The organism is Sulfobacillus thermotolerans (assembly GCF_039623705.1).
Classification (GTDB): Bacteria; Bacillota; Sulfobacillia; order Sulfobacillales; family Sulfobacillaceae; genus Sulfobacillus; species Sulfobacillus thermotolerans.
This window is the reverse complement of sequence record NZ_CP133983.1, coordinates 1220924-1240762: the sequence shown is the minus strand read 5'-3', so window position 1 is coordinate 1240762 and position 19839 is coordinate 1220924. Positions and strand designations below refer to the sequence as shown.

General features: G+C 53.0%; 15 protein-coding genes and 1 riboswitch. Of the genes, 4 read left to right on the top strand and 11 right to left on the bottom strand.

Features of this window, described 5'->3' with window-relative positions:
- Nucleotides 1–2: 2 nt before the first annotated feature.
- The 7 genes from glpK to ORD20_RS06280 all read right to left on the bottom strand — a co-directional run bounded on the left by glpK (nucleotide 3) and on the right by ORD20_RS06280 (nucleotide 6706).
- Nucleotides 3–1511: a glycerol kinase GlpK gene (gene glpK, locus ORD20_RS06310; RefSeq protein WP_103376498.1), complete on the bottom strand. Its 1509-nt coding sequence runs from the start codon at nucleotides 1509–1511 to the stop codon at nucleotides 3–5.
- Nucleotides 1504–2430 carry an MIP/aquaporin family protein gene (locus ORD20_RS06305; protein ID WP_103376499.1) on the bottom strand — a complete coding sequence of 309 codons (927 nt, stop codon included), beginning with the start codon at nucleotides 2428–2430 and terminating at the stop codon, nucleotides 1504–1506. The genes glpK and ORD20_RS06305 overlap by 8 nt, the downstream gene beginning before the upstream one ends.
- 261 nt (nucleotides 2431–2691) lie before the next feature.
- Complete coding sequence (locus ORD20_RS06300; RefSeq protein WP_103376500.1) at nucleotides 2692–2949, bottom strand: HPr family phosphocarrier protein; 258 nt, start codon at nucleotides 2947–2949, stop codon at nucleotides 2692–2694.
- A gap of 9 nt (nucleotides 2950–2958) precedes the next feature.
- On the bottom strand, nucleotides 2959–3573 hold the full coding sequence (locus ORD20_RS06295) for a glycerol-3-phosphate responsive antiterminator (RefSeq protein ID WP_369825289.1): 615 nt from the start codon (nucleotides 3571–3573) through the stop codon (nucleotides 2959–2961).
- Complete coding sequence (locus ORD20_RS06290) at nucleotides 3554–4756, bottom strand: (Fe-S)-binding protein (RefSeq protein ID WP_103376502.1); 1203 nt, start codon at nucleotides 4754–4756, stop codon at nucleotides 3554–3556. Before ORD20_RS06290 ends, ORD20_RS06295 begins: the two co-directional genes overlap by 20 nt.
- Nucleotides 4743–5927, bottom strand: coding sequence for a hypothetical protein (locus ORD20_RS06285; RefSeq protein ID WP_103376503.1), 1185 nt, complete (start codon nucleotides 5925–5927; stop codon nucleotides 4743–4745). Before ORD20_RS06285 ends, ORD20_RS06290 begins: the two co-directional genes overlap by 14 nt.
- Entirely contained in the window at nucleotides 5924–6706 is a 783-nt protein-coding gene (locus tag ORD20_RS06280; protein ID WP_430626609.1) for an FAD-dependent oxidoreductase, read from the bottom strand. Before ORD20_RS06280 ends, ORD20_RS06285 begins: the two co-directional genes overlap by 4 nt.
- A 218-nt stretch (nucleotides 6707–6924) precedes the next feature.
- On the opposite strand from ORD20_RS06280, the gene ORD20_RS06275 reads away from it, so the two are divergent.
- From ORD20_RS06275 to ORD20_RS06265, 3 genes are all read left to right on the top strand, one after another.
- Nucleotides 6925–8523: a putative PEP-binding protein gene (locus tag ORD20_RS06275; protein ID WP_103376505.1), complete on the top strand. Its 1599-nt coding sequence runs from the start codon at nucleotides 6925–6927 to the stop codon at nucleotides 8521–8523.
- Between the two features lie 160 nt (nucleotides 8524–8683).
- A riboswitch (cobalamin riboswitch) is annotated at nucleotides 8684–8860 on the top strand.
- Nucleotides 8861–8966: 106 nt separating this feature from the next.
- Entirely contained in the window at nucleotides 8967–10733 is a 1767-nt protein-coding gene (cobT, locus tag ORD20_RS06270) for a nicotinate-nucleotide--dimethylbenzimidazole phosphoribosyltransferase (protein ID WP_103376506.1), read from the top strand.
- A 146-nt stretch (nucleotides 10734–10879) separates the two neighbouring features.
- Nucleotides 10880–11563: a hypothetical protein gene (locus ORD20_RS06265; protein WP_146039099.1), complete on the top strand. Its 684-nt coding sequence runs from the start codon at nucleotides 10880–10882 to the stop codon at nucleotides 11561–11563.
- Between the two features lie 150 nt (nucleotides 11564–11713).
- On the opposite strand, the gene ORD20_RS06260 is transcribed toward ORD20_RS06265, so the two are convergent.
- Both ORD20_RS06260 and ORD20_RS06255 read right to left on the bottom strand, forming a co-directional pair.
- A complete protein-coding gene (locus tag ORD20_RS06260) occupies nucleotides 11714–13297 on the bottom strand; it encodes an APC family permease (protein WP_103376507.1) in 1584 nt (527 codons plus the stop codon).
- 15 nt (nucleotides 13298–13312) lie between these two features.
- Complete coding sequence (locus ORD20_RS06255; protein ID WP_103376508.1) at nucleotides 13313–14416, bottom strand: pyridoxal phosphate-dependent aminotransferase; 1104 nt, start codon at nucleotides 14414–14416, stop codon at nucleotides 13313–13315.
- Nucleotides 14417–14904: 488 nt separating this feature from the next.
- Here ORD20_RS06255 and ORD20_RS06250 point away from each other — a divergent pair, with 488 nt between their 5' ends.
- Nucleotides 14905–16638 (top strand): peptide ABC transporter substrate-binding protein, encoded by a 1734-nt coding sequence (locus tag ORD20_RS06250; RefSeq protein ID WP_158246367.1) that lies wholly within the window; start codon nucleotides 14905–14907, stop codon nucleotides 16636–16638.
- A gap of 172 nt (nucleotides 16639–16810) precedes the next feature.
- Here the strand turns inward: ORD20_RS06250 and hutI are convergent, their stop codons facing one another.
- A complete protein-coding gene (hutI, locus tag ORD20_RS06245) occupies nucleotides 16811–18067 on the bottom strand; it encodes an imidazolonepropionase (protein WP_103376510.1) in 1257 nt (418 codons plus the stop codon).
- 51 nt (nucleotides 18068–18118) lie between these two features.
- The gene (hutU, locus tag ORD20_RS06240; protein ID WP_103376511.1) at nucleotides 18119–19822 is read right to left on the bottom strand and encodes a urocanate hydratase; all 1704 of its coding nucleotides are present in this window, start codon (nucleotides 19820–19822) and stop codon (nucleotides 18119–18121) included.
- Nucleotides 19823–19839: the final 17 nt, after the last annotated feature.

The window sequence follows — 19839 nt, the reverse complement described above, 5'->3', positions numbered from 1 at the left end:
CTTTACATCTCACTGGGCTCAATCCAGTTCTTCGCGCGCTCGACCGCTCGCTGCCACTGTTGATAGAGATGATCCCGCGTGTCTTCCGCCATAGAGGGGTAAAACAGTGCATCCCGTTTCCATGCTTGGGCTAAAGGCTCAAAGCCCGGCCATACACCCGTCGCAAGACCTGCTAAAAATGCCGCTCCCATCGCCGTTGTTTCCGTAACTTGAGGCCGTTCCACCGTGCAATTTAATAAATCTGCTTGAAATTGCGCCAAGAACCTGTTCGCGATAGCGCCCCCGTCGACACGCAACATACTGATCTGCCGTCCAGAATCTTTCATCATCGCCTCCAATACATCGCGGCTCTGATAAGCAATCGACTCCAAGGCTGCGCGCACAATATGCGCGCGGTTGCTTCCACGGGTCAGACCAACAATCGTACCACGCGCATAGCTATCCCAATACGGGGCCCCTAATCCCACAAATGCTGGTACGACGTAGACCCCGCCCGTATCCGGCACAGACAAGGCGATACCTTCTGTTTCTTTGGCGTCATGAATTAATTGTAATTCATCGCGCAGCCACTGAACGACCGCACCCGTGATAAAAATTGAGCCTTCTAACGCATACGTCACCTGCCCGTTAATGCCCCATGCAATGGTTGTGACAAGGCCTTGATGCGAAGGAACCGGCTCCGCACCCGTGTTCATCAGTAAGAAGGAACCCGTACCGTAGGTGTTTTTGGCCGTACCCGGAGTCCAGCATCCTTGCCCAAACAATGCCGCCTGCTGGTCACCAGCAATGCCCGCTATGGGAATTTCTTTCCCAAACCACTGAGTGTCCGTGTATCCCGCAATTCCGGAGGAATCGACAACCGTGGGGCACATATTCTGCGGCACTTGCAAAATATTGAGCAAGTCGGCATCCCACTGAAGCGTATGAATATTGTAAAGCAGTGTCCTTGATGCGTTGGAATAATCCGTGACATGCTTCTTGCCACCTGTCAGTTTGTAAATCAACCAACTGTCAATTGTCCCAAAGGCCAAGTGCCCCGCTTCAGCGTCTTGGCGCGCTCCTGGCACATGGTCTAAAATCCATCCCACTTTTGTGCCCGAAAAATACGCATCCAAAACCAAACCGGTTTTTTCTTGAAAGGTTGACGTGAACCCTTGGGCCCGTAGCCTATCACAGACATCGGCTGTACGCCGACACTGCCATACAATGGCATTGTAGATGGCTTTGCCTGTCCTCCTGTCCCAGACCACCGTCGTTTCCCTCTGATTGGTAATGCCAATGGCCTTGATCTGCTCAATGGGCACGTTAGCTTGAGCAAGACACGCTTGAATAGATTGCCATTGCGATTGCCATATCTCTTCAGGATCATGTTCTACCCACCCCGGTTGGGGATAGATTTGCCTAAATTCCTGTTGGCCGGTGGCGACCGGCAAGCCCTGCTGGTCAAATAAGATCGCACGACTGCTCGTGGTCCCTTGATCGAGCGCTAACACATAGATCGCTTCAGACATTGACCGTTCCCCCTTGGGCTTCAGATTGAGGCTCGGGATCCACTAATCCCACAGCCGCTTTTGAGGTCATTCGCTTCTCCAGCGTCAATTCAATGAAGTATTTGTATACCACCACACCAATAACCGCCCCCACGAATGGTCCTAATATCGGAACCCACCAATAGCCAAAGGGTCCCGGAAAGGCATTCGGCCCCCATCCGGCCAACCATGTAAATAAACGCGGGCCAAAGTCACGAGCGGGATTGATAGCATAGCCAGCATCGACGCCGAATGACATACCAATAGCGGCCACCGCCATTCCCACAATAAAAGGACCGACATTGCCTTGCACTCCTAAATTTTTCATGTCCGTAATGGCCAAGACAAATAATATCAAGAAAAATGTGCCGATAACCTGGTCTAGAAAGGGACCAAACATGTTGGCGTGAAAATACGAGGCCGGAAATGTGCTGAAAATGCTAAACGTTGTCAATCCGCCGGGAGTTGATCGTGAAATCACATGATGTGCTGCGTTCCATGCATTAATAGCAGGATAATAGTCCACATAAACGATGGCTGCTCCTGTAAATGCACCGAGGGTCTGCGCGATCCAATAAGGAACAACCTTCTTCCAAGGCAACGCTCCGCGCAGAGCCATGGCTAACGTTACCGCCGGATTAATGTGGGCGCCTGTAATCCCGCCAGCCACGTATATGCCCATGACCACCGCCATAGCCCAACCCCAAGTTATTAATAACCAACCTCCAGCACCTTGGAAAATCACCAGTGTTCGGCCTGACATGGTTAGCCCTACTACCGCCACCGCAACACTACCGGCACCAAAGGCTAACAGCACCATGGTACCCAGGTACTCTGCTAACAGCTCACCCCAGGTCGTAGCGCGCCACCCGGTCTTGCCATATTTTTGCTGTGTCGACATGGTTTATTCCTCCATTGTCCTTGTTTAATTCCAACAAATAAAAATAAGCCCGCACTCAAACAGTGCACGGGCTTTCTCTTGTCTCTTGCCGTTCTATTTGTATTAAACAACGTCTTGTTAATTTATGCAAGACTCGTTTTATGTTGATGAGATGAATAATTCCGTAAATTTTTCATCTAACATAGGTGTTATGGCTCCCTCTTAATGAACAAAATTCAAATCAAAAGGAACGCCCTTAGACGTTCCCCGTCCACTGTCCATTTATTGCAGCAGAGGCTGTAATGCCTCCTCACACCGCTTCACAATAGCTTCATCGTCTGTCTGATAGTGTACAACGATTGCATCACCTGCCCGTACTCCAAGAGCCAAGACATTAAGAATGCTTTTGCCATTAGCTTGCTTTTCTCCAAAGGTGACTTGCACTGCTTCCGGACATAGCGCCATAGCCTGAATAAACTGCGCTGCCGGCCGGGCATGTAATCCTTGGGGGTCGGCAATCACATAAGAACGCGTAATCATAATCTCTGGTCATCCTTCCTGATATTGATTGGACTGATGCGGCGCCGTCAGAGAGGCCCGGTCCCATGATTGATGCCACAGGCGCTGGCTGCTGGTCGACACACTGATAGCGCCAGCGTTTAAGGCACCGGCCACATGTTCAGTCGTCGTAATAAGGCCTCCGGCTATCAAAGGCTTAGCGATGCGCTGGCACAGATAGCGAATGAGGACGGGCAACAATCCCGGCAGCACTTCCACGGCATCGGCATCGACATGCGCGATTTGTTGAATGCCAGACTCGACCGATTGGCTATCTAGTAAAAAAATTCTTTGGATGGCGGCCAAGCCCAGCTTTTTCGCATGCGTAATCGTATAAGGATGCGTCGTGATAATACCGTCAGGCGCCGCAAACTCTTGAAAAAAGCGAATTCCTTCAAAATCCCCATTGAGACCCTTAACCATATCGACATGCACAAAGACTTTGCAACCCCAGCGCTGCAACCGCGCCACACTTTCTGCGACACTATCAATTGTCCCCCCGAGAATGAAGACCCAGCAGGGACTGGATGGAGATAGGTCCTGCCATTGATTGGGATCTCGAATGGCCTGAATGATCACAGGCATATCACTTTTCTTGAGAGGCAATGTCCCCACTCCTTTGTGTCAGTGACAAAAAGCGTTGATAGAGCCAGTAGGCGGGATGTTTCGCCAATGCTCCTGTAATCTGCGTGAGATGCAACGCACACGTTCCGCTATCGACGATAATCCGATCATGGGTCTCTGTGACCTGCTCAAGCGCCGCCGCTCCCAAGGCATGAGCCGTTTTTTCATGCTCCTCTTTGAACGCATAGGATCCGCCCGCTCCGCAACAGGCCAAATTCAATGGTTGAGTGGCAGCTAAGCCCGCTTTGTCGGCAAGTTGCTCTAATATGCCGTCCCCACGCGACACACGGCTTCGGCACGTGGTATGAATCCAAGACGTGGTTTCCCCCTGTTCCTGTTCTGCCGTCATCCCCTTATGCATTGCATCCCAAAACCATGCAGGCGCCTTATCTAAAGCGAATTCCGAAAAGGATAGGACAGGTACAGGCAACGACAAATTCCAGTACAGCGGCCATTCTTCCCTGAGCGTGCTGTCACACGTCGCATTGAGTGTCACAATCTGCGAGAGATCCGTGAGACCTGGGGTCATGGCGTCATAGGTTGAGCGTGCAATGCGCTGTCCTTCCTCAGGTTGGCCGGCAGCATAAGCGGCGGCACCACAGCAATGACTAGCGTGCGGCAACAGCCGCACCGAAAACCCCCAAAGCTCCAATAATGCTTGAGCCGCTGACAGGACATCTTGGTCAAACCCCCTGCTATAACAGTCTACAAACAACCCCACAATCTGCCTAGTATCCGCTTGAGGTGAGGAAGACAACGGGGCCACACGTCTTTGGGGACGAGGCCAGCGACTTTGTGTGCCAAAGCCTAAGGGGCGGACCAAAAAGTTGGGGGCATTCGCTAGGCGCGGATAGCGCGCCACCCAGTGCGGATGCGCCAAAATACGGTCTCGCAAGTTGATACGCCACGTTTTCTTCTTAAGACTCTTATGTTGCGCAATAAGATGTGCGATGGGCACATGCACCGGACACGATGCCTCACACAACTGACAAAATGTGCAGTCATCGACGTGCTCGCTGGGTACAGTCAACGGGTTGGCTTGATACGCTCGAAACCAATCGGGCCCCAAGGCCTTAGGTCCGGGAAACTCCAAGTCCTGACCATAGACCGGACAGACACTAATACAGATGGAACATTTGATGCAGGCATCATCATTTTCCCACATGCGTGACGCTCCTTTCGGAGTTACAAGATCCAAGGTTGGAGAAAATCCCGGTCCGGCATAAACTCTGCCACACTGTTGCCAGAATCATGGCGCCTCCATTTCCATCTTGGTTGGGATTCCACCCCCCACATTGACTCCCGCATGCGGTCATCTCCGGCGTGCCGTAGTCGGCCGCTTGTCCCCATGAGTACAGATCAATGGCACGACCGGGTGGGATTCTTCCCACCACGGTGTCTCGAAGAGGATCTCGCAGGCGTCCGTCCACCATCACCTCAAGCCCACCTCCGAGAATGCCGCCCGTGGCGACAATCACATGGTCACTGTGCCACTGGCGCCCATCCGCCAAAGTGACCCGCCCCTTCTCGACTGAGGTGGCGCGCCCTGTTAAAAACGGCACGCCTTGTTTTTTGAGATACCACACCCAACGGTCGCGGATGCGCATCCCCCCTAAAGATGGCGTGACGAGGGGGTATTCAAACACCATCTGACCCAACGCCGTCGTCAGAGCTTGCAAGTTGTGCTCAGCCCTCCTGCGCCCTATCACTTGCGGCAGCAAAATCGGCCAGGTTTTAGGAATTTCTGGGGCCACCTTCTGGATTTCTGACACTAACCAACTTAGTCCCTCATCGGTATCCAGGTAGCTAGCCCACCGAATCGGCCCCCAAGAAGGTGTCCAAGGGGCCGGGTTAGGCAACACATGAAACCCTGCGTCCACGCTCGTTTGCTGCTGATAGGTGTGGCATTGAAAATCCGCCATGGAATCCGCCAAGCCTTGAAATCCGATAAACCAAACGGGCAGAAAGGTTTTTTGAACGTATTGCCACTGTGGCACAACAAACACCGGTTTTGACTTACCGGTGCACGTTATCGTCCACCAATTATGTGACGGGATATCGGCCGCAACAGGAATGCCAGCCGCTCGCTCAAAACGCACCAAGCTTTCCCAGAGGAAAGCCCACGTCTCAGCGGGCAGCATCAGCGGTTGACGGTCGAGTAAAGACCACGGGTTGCTGATATCGTCACTTGGAGCATGAAAATCAAAGCTACCGCTCCACAAAGGCAAACTGCCTTCCGAATCTGCCACGATCACACAGTCTTGCTGAACTTCCTGGATAAAAGAGGCGGCTAATAGCGCAGCAGGCCCTTGCCCAATAATGGTTATCGCGCTCATAGCGTCACCCCTTCTGAGCTAGGCCATGAATTTTTGAGCCCTGGTGAGTTGCCATCCCCCGGGGATTTTAGACGATTCACCACCACCGGAAACTTGCGGTGCGCAAACAAAATCATTAATCCATACGAGAGATGCATCGGGATCGGATCTTCAAACAGGTCGGCGACGGCTCCGGCCCAAGGGCCGGCCGCGTTGACAACGGCGTCACACCCTACCTCGACTTCCCCATTCGGACCTTGAGCACTCACGCTTGTCACCCGACCGTTCACGGTCTGTATTGCGGTAACGCGGTGTTTGCTCAATAATGTCCCGTCATGGGCAAGCACGTCTTTAGTCAGCATTTGCAAGAGATGAAAGCCTTCCAAGACCCCATCGGGCACCCAATACGCTGACGCCACCCGTGTTGTCAAGTCCGGATACCGCTGATGCACGGCGCGAGGATCCAATGCCGTCACGGGAATGCCGGCACGATCACAGCCCTTCAGCCACGCCTGTTCGAACCCGGGATCATCATCCTCCGAACGAACAAATATCCCACCCGTCTGCTCAATCGCGTCCGGAGCCACCGCCCGCAACAACGTATTTTCACGGTAACAATCTTCAGCAGCGGTCGGATCGGTCACAACGTAGCGCGCTCCACTGTGCAAGAGACCATGAAAACGCCCCGATGTCCCAAAGCCTGGTTCCCACTGGTCCACCACCGTGACCTTCACGCCCCGCAAGGCCAGGTCCCTTGCCACCCCCAATCCAGTAGCGCCCGCCCCTATCACCACGACCATTTTCCTACCTCCCATTAAAAAAGCCCGACGACACCTGAGGGGTGTCGCCGAGCTCTCTTTATCTCTGCTCAGACAAATACCGTGAAATTTTCGACTCGCTATTGACTTCATAAAATATTATGAATCATAGTGAAAGCATTGTAAAGTGCCTCGTGGTTGGGAACACGAATACATCCTCAACGCTCTCCCACAATTTATCAAGAGAAGGTGACATATAAATGCACTATTCCTGTCGTGTGTTATCTCCCGGGAGCACCACTGGCCCTATTCATATCGTACAAGCCACCTCAGAAGCGCCTAGCACATCCACCAACGTGCAACAAGCCCGGGAGAGCGCTGCCTTGCAATTAGAGACGCAGGCCCAGCACGTTTCTACCGGGGCGGATATCTTGTTAGCCCAAAAATCCATGTTAGAAGATCCCGAACTCCTTGCCCGCGTCGAAGCGCTCATCAGCAGCGGTGTTAGCGCGTATAGTGCCATCGCTCAGGCTTGCGACGAATTTGCCAACACCTTGCTGCAAGTTGACGACCCGTACCTCGCCCAACGTGCGGCGGATATTCGCGAAGTGGGTCAGTTATGGCAAAATGCGTTGGCCCCTGTTCAAGAAGATGCCTGCCCACAAGGCTCTATTGTGCTCTGTGAGACCCTTTTGGTCCAAAACATTTTGACATGGGCCGAAATCCCGGTCGCTGGGGTGATTTGCACGCAAGGCAGCCCCCTGATGCACGCCGCCCTCATTGCTCAAAATCTTGGGATCCCTGTAGTTGTTATGGACAAAGCCGCCATTCGTGACATGCATGAAGGACAAGTTGTCAGCATCGATGGTGCCAATGGCGTGGTCGATACCGAGGCCCAAGCTCCTGCTTCAAGCCCCACTGAGCAGGGATTGCTAGGTCATACAAACCCCATCACCCTCCCAAGCGGGCGAACGGTTGAGGTGCGCGCCAACATCGCATCCCTCGTCGAAGCCGGCCGAACCACAGCGGTTGGCGCAGACGGGGTAGGGCTTTTTCGCACGGAAATGCTGTTAGAACAAGCCGGCCGTCTCTTATCCATCTCCGAACAAGAAGAGATATACCGTGATGTTCTTCGGAAGAGTTCAGGACCAGTGATATTCCGAACTTTTGACATTGGAGCCGATAAATCGCTGGCCTTTTTAGACATGCCCTCTGAGCCGAATCCTGCCTTGGGCACACGCGGCATGCGGTTATACCGGACCCATCCTACCTTGTTTCAGGACCAATTAACCGCCCTTTACCGGGCCTCCGAAGTCGCTCCCATGTCCATTATGTTTCCGATGGTAACAACCACCGAGGACTGGGATTTTTGTCGCGATCAGGCTAAGCGCGTGGCTTCCACGGTGTCATCATCCCCGGCCAATGACGTTAGCCTCGGCGTCATGATCGAGGTGCCGTCCTTAGGATTTTTAGTTCCCGAACTTGCCTTACATGGCGCCCATTTTGCCTCATTAGGCACGAACGACTTGTCGCAATACTTCTTTGCCACCGATAGGGAATCGGACGCTTCTTATCATAGTGGTCTCGCCCTGCTCCGCTTCATCCACGCCATTGCAGCGAGTGCACGCGACGTTCAGTTGCCATTAGGTGTTTGTGGAGGATTAGCGGCCGATGTCCCGTGGGCCATTTTGTTTGCGGCCATGGGCATTTATTCCTTAAGCGTGCCTCTTCCTTCTGTTCAACCCATAAAGGCCGCTCTATCCCGCCACCAGGAGTACGAGAAGCTGGTTGCACAAGCTATTCAAGGCGCCCATGATTATGCACGGATAATGGACTTGCTAAGACAAGAGGGACCATAAGGACAACGATAACGGGGGTTTCGCGCTTTATTCAAAAGGCCTCCTCTGCAAACAACCATGAGCCCAGGACATGTGGAGAGCTTTTTTGCTGGATTCGAGCAAGCCTTCTTGTCTTTCTTTACCAATTTTAGGTTTGTTGGAATTTCTCCTGTACGCTACAATGCTCATAACGTCATTGGGTGCCCGAACGGGAGAATAGGAAATCCGGTGGAAGTCCGGAGCGGTCCCGCCACTGTAATCGGTGAGACGCATCAACACGTCACTGCCCCTTTTGGGGTGGGAAGACGATGCTACGATGACCCGAAGCCAGGAGACCTGCCCAATTGACAAAGGCTACGAGGGCGTGATGGTAAAATGCCTGACCTATTAAGGTCGGGCATTTTTTTCACCCCATCTTGGCCCAACTCGTTCTAGAACTTACGGTGACTAAGGAGAGAACAACGATGGCAACAACTTTAACTGACCTCGATCAAGTACTGAACAACATTTTGCCTAAGGACCGATTGATTCACCGCGACATGCAAAATCATTTAGATGCCTTAATCAAACCTCCTGGGAGTTTAGGCCGGTTAGAACGCTTGGCGTGTCAGCTCGCGAGCGCCGAGCGCACCCTCAGACCTGCTGTCGATCCAGCGATTACGCTCATTTACGCAGGCGATCACGGCGTCGCATCGCTCGGGGTATCACAATATCCGGCAAGCGTAACAGCCCAGATGCTCAGTGCCTATCAACACCAATTTGCCGCCATTTCCGTTTTGGCGCGTCATGCTGGGAGTGTTGTAAAAGTCATTGACGTCGGCGTGAACGGCGAATGGACCAATGACGATCGTGATAAGATCGTTGTCTCTCAAAAAATTCGGCCCGGAACCCGCAATTTTGTGGACGAGTCCGCCATGACGCCGGACGAATGCCTGATGGCGCTTACTATAGGCATTCAACGCGCAGAAGCCGCCCATGCCCAAGGCTACCGTGCGATTTTATTAGGAGAAGTGGGCATTGGCAATACGACCATTGCCGCCGCCTTAGCGTCGGCGTTATTAAATGAATCGCCCCGCACCATGACGGGACACGGCACGGGCATTGACCAAGACCATTGGGAACACAAAATCCGAACGGTTGAAGCGGCACTGAAACGCCATCATCGACCGGATTTAGAGCCTTTTGACGTCCTTACACGACTCGGAGGGTATGAAGTTGCGGCCATGGTGGGAACCATTTTGGGCGCAGCCCAGCACCATATCGTAACCATTTTGGATGGCTATCTCACCGGTGTTGCGGCCTTGCTCGCGGTGCGTTTAGCCCCCGCCGCGGTCGACTATCTTGTCGCCTCCCACCAATCCGCAGAACCGGGCCATGGCCGGGTACTAAGCGCTTTAGGCCTAAATCCTCTGTTGGAATGGGGCTTGCGCTTAGGGGAGGGCAGCGGCGCCGCATTAGCTTTGCCCCTGCTGCGTCAAGCCTGCGCCATCGCTAGCGAAATGGCCACATTTGAAGAAGCCGGGCTGACTGAAACCCCTGCCCCCCTTGAATCGCCTTGGGCCATCACACGCCATCAGTTTTCCTGGCCTGAGCGTGCAGCCGTCTACCGGGCCATTGAAAGCCGTCGCGATATCCGGCAGTTTCGTTCCGACCCCGTGCCTCCCGAGATTTTAGAGCGCTTGTTGTGGGCGGCCCATCATGCGCCATCTGTCGGCTTTTCACAGCCGTGGGACTTCATTCTAATTACAGATCCCGCCATCAAACAACAATTAAAAAGCTTAGCAGATCGCGAACGACAAGTTCAAAAGCTGTACTTTGATGACGACCGCGCTCAACAGTTCTTACAGCTGAAATTAGAAGGATTACTCGAGGCGCCCATTGTCCTAGTGATTACCGCCAACCTCGAACGCGGAGGACCCGAAGTGCTTGGCCGCCACACGATGGAGGAAACGACTCTCTATTCTGCCGTATGTGCGGTGCAAAATCTTTGGCTTGCCGCCCGCGCGGAAGGTGTCGCCGTGGGCTGGGTAAGTTTATTTGAACCGCGTCACCTGCGCCAAGTTCTGGAAATCCCTCCTGGTATTCAACCCGTTGCCGTCCTGTGTGTCGGCTATACTGATCATTTCCCGCCAGAACCACAACTGAAAACAGTTCGGTGGGCGGATGCCCTCGCCGTCAAAGAGTTAGTGCATTGGCAAACTTGGACCGGAACAACGCCTCCTACGCTATAAGAAGCAACGCACACTAGGCAAGAGCCCTTCCGGGGCCGTGTCTATCCACAGCACGGCCCCTGTCACAAATTTCTTGTAACCGGCACGGGAACAGCCGCGTTGTTCTAGACAACGGCATTATTTTGCCACCAAGGAGGCCTCATAACATGTTCACACGACAATATGGCATCATCAGCGCAGCCATATTTTTGGGCAGTATAGTCCTCGTCGGCTGTGGCACCAAGAGGCATCCCGTGACCGGTTCTCACCATAATCATTCACGAACTGTGAATCCATCCTATTCCACATCCCCGCCGACCACACCGTCATCACGTCCCGTATCCTCATCTCCCTCCTCCACCTCTTCGCCTATCACGCCGAGTTCTCCATCTACGGCGCTGCCATCCGCGCTACCCAGTTGGTCCTCCAGCACGCACGCGGAAAGCGCAATTCTGTATACCCATCAACAACAATCATTTATCATGCAGGCGGCCCAGTCCATCGGCTTGCCCGCGGCGGCTGTCCCTATGCGCGGGTTCGGGTCGCAATACCAGTACACGCAAAGAATCCTTATGAGCGGGGGAGGATCTATGCTCGTAATACAATATAGTAACTTTAGTGTTCAGGAGTTTACCAGGCCAATACTCACAGGTCGCACAGTCTTAAGAACGGTGCCCCTCACGATATTGGGTTCTTCGGTTACCGGAACGTGGAATCAAGCCGCATCCGCGAGTCAGAGCGCACCGCCTTTAACTTTTCATAGGCAAGGCATATACTACCTCATTCAAGGTTCCCGTACCTTATCACAAACACAAGTCTCTACCATTGCGGAATCTTTAACCAAACTCTAACGCCTATTCTCTGGGAATGGCACGGCAAAACGGTCCTCATTTAAGAAGAGCGTTTTGCCCTCTACTTGACGAAGTCACACAAGACTTTAGCTGGCAACGCATTGAAGGTATTGTTAAACAGACGTGTCTATCCCGCTTCTGCGGATGTCTTTAATTCCTGGTCTCTGCTGTGTCACACCTAGGCATCTTGTTGGACAGCTTCAAGCTCTTGTGGTGCGGGAAAGAATTTACTGCGGTGGGCTGTTCAGATTGGGTCCGCTGAACGTTTTGCCAATAGTTTCGGTATAAGGCGATCCCAATTACCGCGAACAAGGCGACTTCAAATAGTGGATTGTCATACCATGGATTGGCTATTTCAGGAATCACAACAAGAACCCCCATACCACCGCCAATCAGGATCATCAGTGTCCCTAAGGCGACTCGCAGACCCGGTCGCCCAGCAAGCCAGCTCTGATTGGCGGCAAATAAACCTGGTGCCATGCGCGGCATCATAATAAGCCCGAGTCCCAAAGCAGCGTGTACGATAGCACCTGCTAACACACTTGCGGCCACTCCAAAAGGCGTCCCGGTCAACCCGGTTTGGATTAAGACCACGCTAGCCAGTGCCGCCCCAACAGTTAAGGCCCGTACCGGCGTTTTCTTCGAGGATAAATGCTTAAGACCTTGCGGCACGAGTCCGTCTTCGGCAAAGGCCAACAACATCCGCGATTGGCCCATCATTCCGGGCAAGATTGTCTTAAACACAATGGCCGCAACGGCGAAACTTAAGAGAATAGCTGCCCACGCGGGTAAAAACAATCCCGTTAGTGCAGAAGCATTCGCCAATGACTTGTGGCCCGTCGCGATAAGGCCCGCGATAACCGACCAAGGCGCCATATGATAGAGCGCCAAGGCAAATGTGACGTACAATATCGCAACCAAGCCCAGCACCACCAGGACACTGCCACTCACCACTTTGCGTGCTTGACGCACCTCGCCGCCCGCATATGTCGTGCTGCGCAAACCTGCATAAGCGAAATACAATATGGGCAAGGCCTCCAAAAATGCTGCCCAATGCGGTGAAGAACCCGCGTGTGCATTTAAAAAGGCGAAGGACAGATGGTCGTGTTCAGCCAGCTTCTGCGCTAAGGTGCTGGGCCCATGAGAAAACCCGACAACAATGACCGTACTAGCCGCCACCGCGATAACCGCCGTCGCCACCTTCACTAATGTTCCGACATGCTTGACGCCTCGGGCATGAATCGCCCACGCTCCCCATATCATTATCAACCCCGCAACGACCGTGCCCATGGGTGTGGCCAGCCATGTCCCCAGACCAGAAGCAATAGGCATCAGGGCAGCGGACAAAAAAGACGGCGCGGTATAAGCCAAAAACCCCATACTGGCGGTTGCGCCAAACCATGAGACGACATGGACAATGAACCCGGCTTGCGGCCCCAGACTACGCGAGACAAAAAGATATTCTCCGCCAGCACCCGCAATAGAGTGAGAAAAGAACCAATAGGTCAAGGCCAAAACGGTGGCGAGTAAAGCGTCCACAATTAAGGCCAACGGAACATGAGGACCAATGCCAGGAACCTCGGCTTGCACCTGGGCGGTCAAATAAAAGATCCCAGCCCCCACCTCACTTGTAATGCCTAATCCAATGACGGCTAACCATCCCAGATCTTTAGCGAGCTGCTGGGGCGGTTGCAATCGACCAACATCTTGTCCCAATGCACGATTTTCTGCCATGGTTGTCCATCCTCTCTATCTGGCATCAATGGTCGACGGTGCATAAAGATTTGTGGTCACCAAACTGTTTTTAATCACGCGTAAGACCTGGTCATTCTGTTCCGGGGTGCCAATCGTAATGCGGGAAAAACCCGGTAAGCCCATTGTCTGACCGGAGCGTATCGCAATATGGGCACTATCCATAGCATGGCTGTGATCCTGCCATGCCACACTAATAAAATTGGTCTGAGTGGGGTAGACCGAAAGGTTCCACGCGGTCATTTCCCGTACCATCAACTCCCGCTCGCGGCGGATGATGGCTCCATATTCCCGGTATGCCGCCTCTGCCGCCGAAGACAGTGCCGCTTCTGCGCCTTTTAAGGCTAAGCGGTTGGGCATAGCCCGACTCATGCGGCGCTGCACCGCCTGCGCCACGGCCGCATTCGCAGCCAAGAGATACCCTAAGCGCATACCCGCCATCCCATAGTACTTAGAAAAGGTACGGGAAATTAAGAGGTTGTCATAGCGTGCTAATAGCGTTTCAGCCCCAGGCTGTCCTTTGGCATAGGCATCGGTCATTTCCCAATAGGCTTCGTCCAACAATACCGCCACCTCTGAGGGGACCTCGTCCAAAAACGCTGCAATTTCGGATAAAGGGAGGTATCCTCCTGTGGGATTATTGGGATTGCAAAGGATGATAAGGGATGTTCGCCCATTAACAGCTTGTAAGGTCCCGAATAAGTCTAGGCACCCATCACTGCGAAGAGGAACGTGGCGAACCACGGCTGACTGTGTTCGTGCGATGGCTTCATATAAAGGAAACGAGGGCTCAGGAATAATCATCTCGTTAGGCACTTGGGTCAATCCTCGAATCAGATGTTCAATAATATCACCCGACCCAGATCCCAAGACAATCTGATCCGGAGCAAGGCCCAACCGTTCAGCCAACACGCGTTTTAAAGACGAACCACTCGGGTCAGGATAATATTGGCCTCGCCATGTCAGTTCCTCCACGACGGCGGCCCGCACCACGTCAGGCAATAAAAAAGGCGATTCATTAGCGTGAAGACGAATAAACTCTCCTGTTAAACGCAAGGCCCCACGATCTAAAGATCCTTCCGGCATCACATTCCACCGCATCAGCTTTTGCTCCCTTCTGTAGTCGCTATACCGCCGACTTTCTCCCTCTCTTTTTGTGGATTTTTCTGTTATATTACCGAATTGTCTTCTATTTTTCTTGTAATCTATTACACAATTTACTCAGATATCTAACATTATTATGCTTTCTATGTTAGATATTTGCAGAAAGCGCTCGCGTCTTTAGAGAAATGGAAATCCTCGATCTATCATTCGCATGCTTTGCTCTTGTTTAGGCATTGATTGCCGCACTATTCTCAACATATCGGAAGAAAATATGATAAATTTATTGTGTTAAATGCACAGGAATTCACCCGGGCCCTTCCTCTATGCTCTTCATTACTCCTTGCTCGGAACCATGCAAGGATAGGTACCTTTATAATTTTTTGACTCCGTAAAAATAAACGCGGCAGTATACGCCCGTCCGTATGATGTGGACAAGAACAGCATCTGAGTATCAAACTTTGCGACCAGAGCGGAGGCGCATTCCTATGACAATGAGAAAGATCTCGAAAACCTTCGGAGTCATCACCACCAGCGCGTTGTTGTCGGCAGGACTTGCGGCGTGCGGCACCAACGCGACCTCGCCACCTGCGGCTGTGAGTAAGGCCGGGCATATCACGAAAGGCGGCACCATTGTCGACGCGTTGGGCCCTCTCATTTCAATCAATTGGTACAATCCACTGCGTCCCAACGCTGACAACAGCCTCTACGATGCTTGGGCGGCATCACTGATGTACAAAGGACTCTTCCATATCGCATCCAATGGCACCATTGACTATGCGCGTAGCATCGCTAGCAGCATTCATTGGAACAAGACGGGCACCGTTTATACCATAACCATGAATAAGAAGTGGCATTGGTCCGACGGGACTCCCGTGACGGCGCAAGACGTCTTGTTTACGTGGCACTTAATTAAAGCCGCGTCTTCTCCGAATGCGCCGGCCCCATGGCCATATTCTGGAGCAGGGTCTGGCGGCATCCCCACGCTCATTCGCAGTGTCACGATTTTAAATTCCCATGCGTTTCAAGTCACGCTCACACAGCCCGTCAACCAAATTTGGTTTGAATATAACGGACTTGCGGATTTGTTACCCTTACCAGCGCAATCGCGGAACCAATATCCTAACAACGTCAACCAAGAATTGACGTACTTAGCCAATAACGCTGATAATGTCTCTTTTTTTCATGTCGTCGATGGCCCCTTTCGCATTGTCAATGCCGTGCAAAACAATTCCTGGACCTTTGTGCCCAATATTCACTATGATGGTCACAAACCGTATATCAACAAATTGATTTTGGCGTATGAGACGTCGGAAACGTCTGAAGTCAACGGACTAAAAACGGGAACCATCCAAGTCGGCTACTTGCCGTTATCCATGTATTCCATTCGTCAGCAATTGCCCCAAGACAAACTCTATACAGCCTATACGTATTCCATTGCGCGCAATCCGTTAAATTTCCGCAGCCCCCAAGTCGGGAGCATTTTGCGCCAACTGCCGGTGCGCCAAGCGTTGCAAATGGGCATTGACCAACCCGCAATTATCAACACGCTCTATCATGGCATGGGCGTGTTGGGAACTGGTCCTGTCCCCCTTCATCCCCCGACATTCCTGGCCCCCCAACTCACGCAGCCCATTTACCCCTTCAACATTAATGCCGGCAAAGCCTTGCTAGAGAAAAATGGATGGCATTTAGTCAACGGCGTGATGACCAATCAGCAAGGTCAAAAGCTCGTTTTCAACATGCAATTTGCTGCAGGGAGCAACACTACACTAGACATGGCTCAGCTGATGCAGCAAGATTGGGCCAAAGAAGGGATTAAAGTCTCTCTGACACCCGTCGAGTTTGTACAAATGCTGCAATATCACGCCCAACCCAGTAAATGGGAAATACAAACCGGGCTCAACTGGAGTTATGGCGGCAGTTATCCTACCGGTGGCGGGATGTATGAATCAGGTGGCGGATACAATTTCTACGGCTATAGCAATTCAGAAATGAATAAGCTCATCGCCGCCACACACCAGCCCCAACCGTCCCCACAAGCGGCTCAGCAAGCTCTTGATGCCTATCAAGTGTTTGCGGCCAAGCAATTGCCTAATTTGTGGATGCCCATGCCGGAAGATCTAGGAGAAGTCGCGCAGAATGTTCATGGCGTCAAGGAATCCGCGAATAATTTTACCAACGCCATCTCGCCCCAATATTGGTGGATATCCCCTTCCTAAGCATGGGATCAGCTTTGACACAACACGGTTCTCATCAAGAGACAGCACGTTTAGAGGTGTGCTGTCTCTTTTTTCGATCTCTAAAAATCCCAAAGAATCCTCGGATGCCCCTAAAGAAAGCAATGCCCATAGCCAATGTCCGTATCCGGCGGTACCGCGGTAATCAATCCCGTTATACCCCACCCAATCCCTTCTCGCCGACCACCCACTGCCCTCGCACCATGACCCGCGCCACAGGATTGTGACCCGCGCGGTATGGAATCATCGCCAGTTCATCGGTATCCAAGATTAGTACATCAGCTTGTTTCCCGACTTCCAGTGAGCCGATTTGTTGATCCAATCCCAAGACATAAGCGGCGTTAATCGTCACCGCAGACAGCGCTTCTTCGGGTGTGAGATCAAAGAGATGAACCGCTAGCGACATCGTCAACGGGATGCTCGAGATGGGCGCAGTCCCGGGATTGAAATCGGTGGCAATCGCCACCGCTCCGCCAGCGTCAATTATTTCGCGCGCTGGCGGGCGCACCGTTTGCTTCATACTATATGTTGCCGCTGGCAACAGTACCGCCACCGTACCGGATGAGGCTAATCGCTCCAAATCCTCAGCAGCCAAGTAGTCAAGATGATCGAGACCACGCACCGCTAGGTCGAGTCCCATCTTGGTTCCTCCCATGCGGCTCAATTGGTCCGCATGCAGTCTGGTTAGCAGCTGACGCTGCGCGGCCTCTACGAGCAATGGCTGCGCTTCACTAGCAGTAAAAGCGCCCTCTTCGACAAAGGCATCGACAGCGTCCAGTAGCCCCTCATCGTAAGCCGCCGGCCAAAGCTCGTGCATCACTTGATCAATCCATAAGGATCGTGACGTCTCGGGCGGCGGCGCATGCAGAAAAAGTCCGGTGGAAACAATCCGTTGCTTGACTTGCTTGCGCAGCGTCTGAATGAGGCGCAGCTGCCGCAACTCGTCGCGCACGCTCAGGCCATAGCCACTTTTCATTTCCATGGTGGTCGTTCCTGTCGTCAGCATCTCACCAGCCAGCGCCCGAACAAAGCTAGTGACCTGGTCATCTGACGTTTGCCGCAATTGTCGACTTGAGCGAACAATCCCGCCCCGCGCATGGGCAATCTCTTCATAGCGCTTGCCGGCAAGCCGCAGGCGGTATTCATCGGCCCGCCATGCAGCAAAAGGGAGATGGGTATGGCAATCTACAAATCCTGGAATGACCGCACGTCCCTTAGCATCCCACACGGCATGCACTCCGGGATATTGCGCCACAATGTCCTTGGTAGGTCCCACCGCCTGGATGATATCGTCCTCTATCATTAAAGCACCATCTCGGATCGGCGGTTCTGCCGGAAGTGCTTGGCCTCGCCGGGGTGCTCTAGAGGTCTTCACCGGAAAAATCGTGCCATGAATAATGAGCTGACGCATGACATCGCTCGCTTTCCGTTGTGTTTAGCATTCGCCTCGCGCTAGGGGATTCTACGCGCGAGTATCCGAGGGGATGTTGGATGCCGGACCCACAAAAGGCGCTCGCATGCGCGCACTGTGCGCCAGCATGGTTTTTTCCGCTAAAGAATAGCCTGCATCGGCATGACGAATGACGCCGATGCCCGGATCATTGAAAAAGACCCGCGACAAGCGTCCCGCACTGTCATCACTCCCATCCGCCACCACCACGGCGCCCGCGTGCAAGGAATAGCCGATGCCGGTGCCTCCGCCATGATGGAAGGACACCCAGTGCGCGCCCGCTGCCGTATTAAGCAAGGCATTGAGAATCGGCCAGTCCGCAATCGCATCCGAACCGTCTGCCATTTTTTCGGTTTCCCGGTATGGCGAGGCCACCGAACCCGTGTCATGGTGATCACGTCCGAAGACGACGGGTGCCGACAATTTACCCTGAGCCACCCACTCGTTGACCCGCACCGCAAATGCGTCACGTTCGCCCAGACCCATATAGGCAATCCGGGCCGGGAGACCCTGGAACTGAATATATTGCTGAGCCAACGTAAACCACCGCCGCAAAAGGGGATTATCCCCAAACATATCGAGGGCGAGTTGATCGAGTTGGTATAATTCTTCCGGTCTGCCGGACAATACGGCCCACCGGAATGGACCTTTGCCTTCACAGAATAAATCGCGCAAATAGGCCGGCACGTATCCTAAAATTTCAAAGGCGTCGGTTACGCCCTGATCAAACGCTTCACGCCGAATGTTATTGCCATAATCAAAAGTTTGGGCCCCTGCACGCTGCAGCACCAACATATTTTCGACGTGGTGGGCAATAGACTGCCGGGCTTTCTGCAGGTATTGGCTCGGGTCTTCAGCACGCAGAATCGTGGCTTCCTCCACAGTCAATTCATCGGGAATATACCCGACCAACGGATCATGGGCCGCAGTTTGATCCGACAAGACATCCGGCGTAATCCGTTCCGCCACAAGGTATTGCAATAATTCATTGGCGTGGCAATGCACCCCAATAGAGAGTGCGCGTCCTTCCGCCTTGGCCTGTAACGCGATGTTCACGGCTTCGGGGATACTCTCCAACCCAACATCCAAATACCCTGAATCCAAACGCTTTTGAATGCGGCGTGCATCCACTTCGGCCAATAACGCCACCCCATCAAGCATTTTCACAGACAGAGGCTGAGCGCCCCCCATGCCCCCTAACCCCGCCGAAACATAGAGGCGTCCGCGCAGTGTACCGTCAAAATGCTTGGTCGCTAAAGCCGCTAGGGTTTCAAACGTTCCTTGAATCACACCTTGACTCCCGATGTAAATCCACGATCCTGCGGTCATTTGACCGAACATGGTTAAACCCATTTGTTCCAGCCGGTCAAATTCCTCCAGGGTCGCCCACTTCCCCACAAGATTAGCATTGGCAATCAGCACACGCGGCGCTCCCGGCTGCGTCTTAAAGACGCCGACCGGCTTTCCCGATTGGATGAGGAGCGTTTCATCATTGTCCATGGTCAGCAAGCTTTCCACAATCTTGTCATAAGCGGGCCATGACCGGGCCGCCCGCCCGCGTCCGCCGTACACAATGCGCTGTGCCGGATTTTCCCCAACTCGCGCATCCAAGTTGTTCATGAGCATCCGCAATGCACCTTCTTGACCCCATCCTTTACAGTGAAGTTCGGGGCCAGTGGGGGCTTGAATTTCGCTGTGACGCGTAAAATCCTGCATTGACAAAGACCTCCTTT

Excerpts from the sequence above, each read along its gene's own strand:
- ORD20_RS06255 (WP_103376508.1), bottom strand. The coding sequence starts at position 14,416 with ATGCGGTGGAATGTGATGCCGGAAGGATCTTTAGATCGTGGGGCCTTG.
- ORD20_RS06275 (WP_103376505.1), top strand. The coding sequence starts at position 6,925 with ATGCACTATTCCTGTCGTGTGTTATCTCCCGGGAGCACCACTGGCCCT.
- ORD20_RS06250 (WP_158246367.1), top strand. The coding sequence starts at position 14,905 with ATGACAATGAGAAAGATCTCGAAAACCTTCGGAGTCATCACCACCAGC.
- glpK (WP_103376498.1), bottom strand. The coding sequence starts at position 1,511 with ATGTCTGAAGCGATCTATGTGTTAGCGCTCGATCAAGGGACCACGAGC.
- ORD20_RS06305 (WP_103376499.1), bottom strand. The coding sequence starts at position 2,430 with ATGTCGACACAGCAAAAATATGGCAAGACCGGGTGGCGCGCTACGACC.
- ORD20_RS06285 (WP_103376503.1), bottom strand. The coding sequence starts at position 5,927 with ATGAGCGCGATAACCATTATTGGGCAAGGGCCTGCTGCGCTATTAGCC.
- hutI (WP_103376510.1), bottom strand. The coding sequence starts at position 18,067 with ATGCGTCAGCTCATTATTCATGGCACGATTTTTCCGGTGAAGACCTCT.
- ORD20_RS06260 (WP_103376507.1), bottom strand. The coding sequence starts at position 13,297 with ATGGCAGAAAATCGTGCATTGGGACAAGATGTTGGTCGATTGCAACCG.
- ORD20_RS06280 (WP_430626609.1), bottom strand. The coding sequence starts at position 6,706 with ATGGTCGTGGTGATAGGGGCGGGCGCTACTGGATTGGGGGTGGCAAGG.
- ORD20_RS06265 (WP_146039099.1), top strand. The coding sequence starts at position 10,880 with ATGTTCACACGACAATATGGCATCATCAGCGCAGCCATATTTTTGGGC.
- ORD20_RS06290 (WP_103376502.1), bottom strand. The coding sequence starts at position 4,756 with ATGTGGGAAAATGATGATGCCTGCATCAAATGTTCCATCTGTATTAGT.
- ORD20_RS06300 (WP_103376500.1), bottom strand. The coding sequence starts at position 2,949 with ATGATTACGCGTTCTTATGTGATTGCCGACCCCCAAGGATTACATGCC.
- hutU (WP_103376511.1), bottom strand. The coding sequence starts at position 19,822 with ATGCAGGATTTTACGCGTCACAGCGAAATTCAAGCCCCCACTGGCCCC.
- cobT (WP_103376506.1), top strand. The coding sequence starts at position 8,967 with ATGGCAACAACTTTAACTGACCTCGATCAAGTACTGAACAACATTTTG.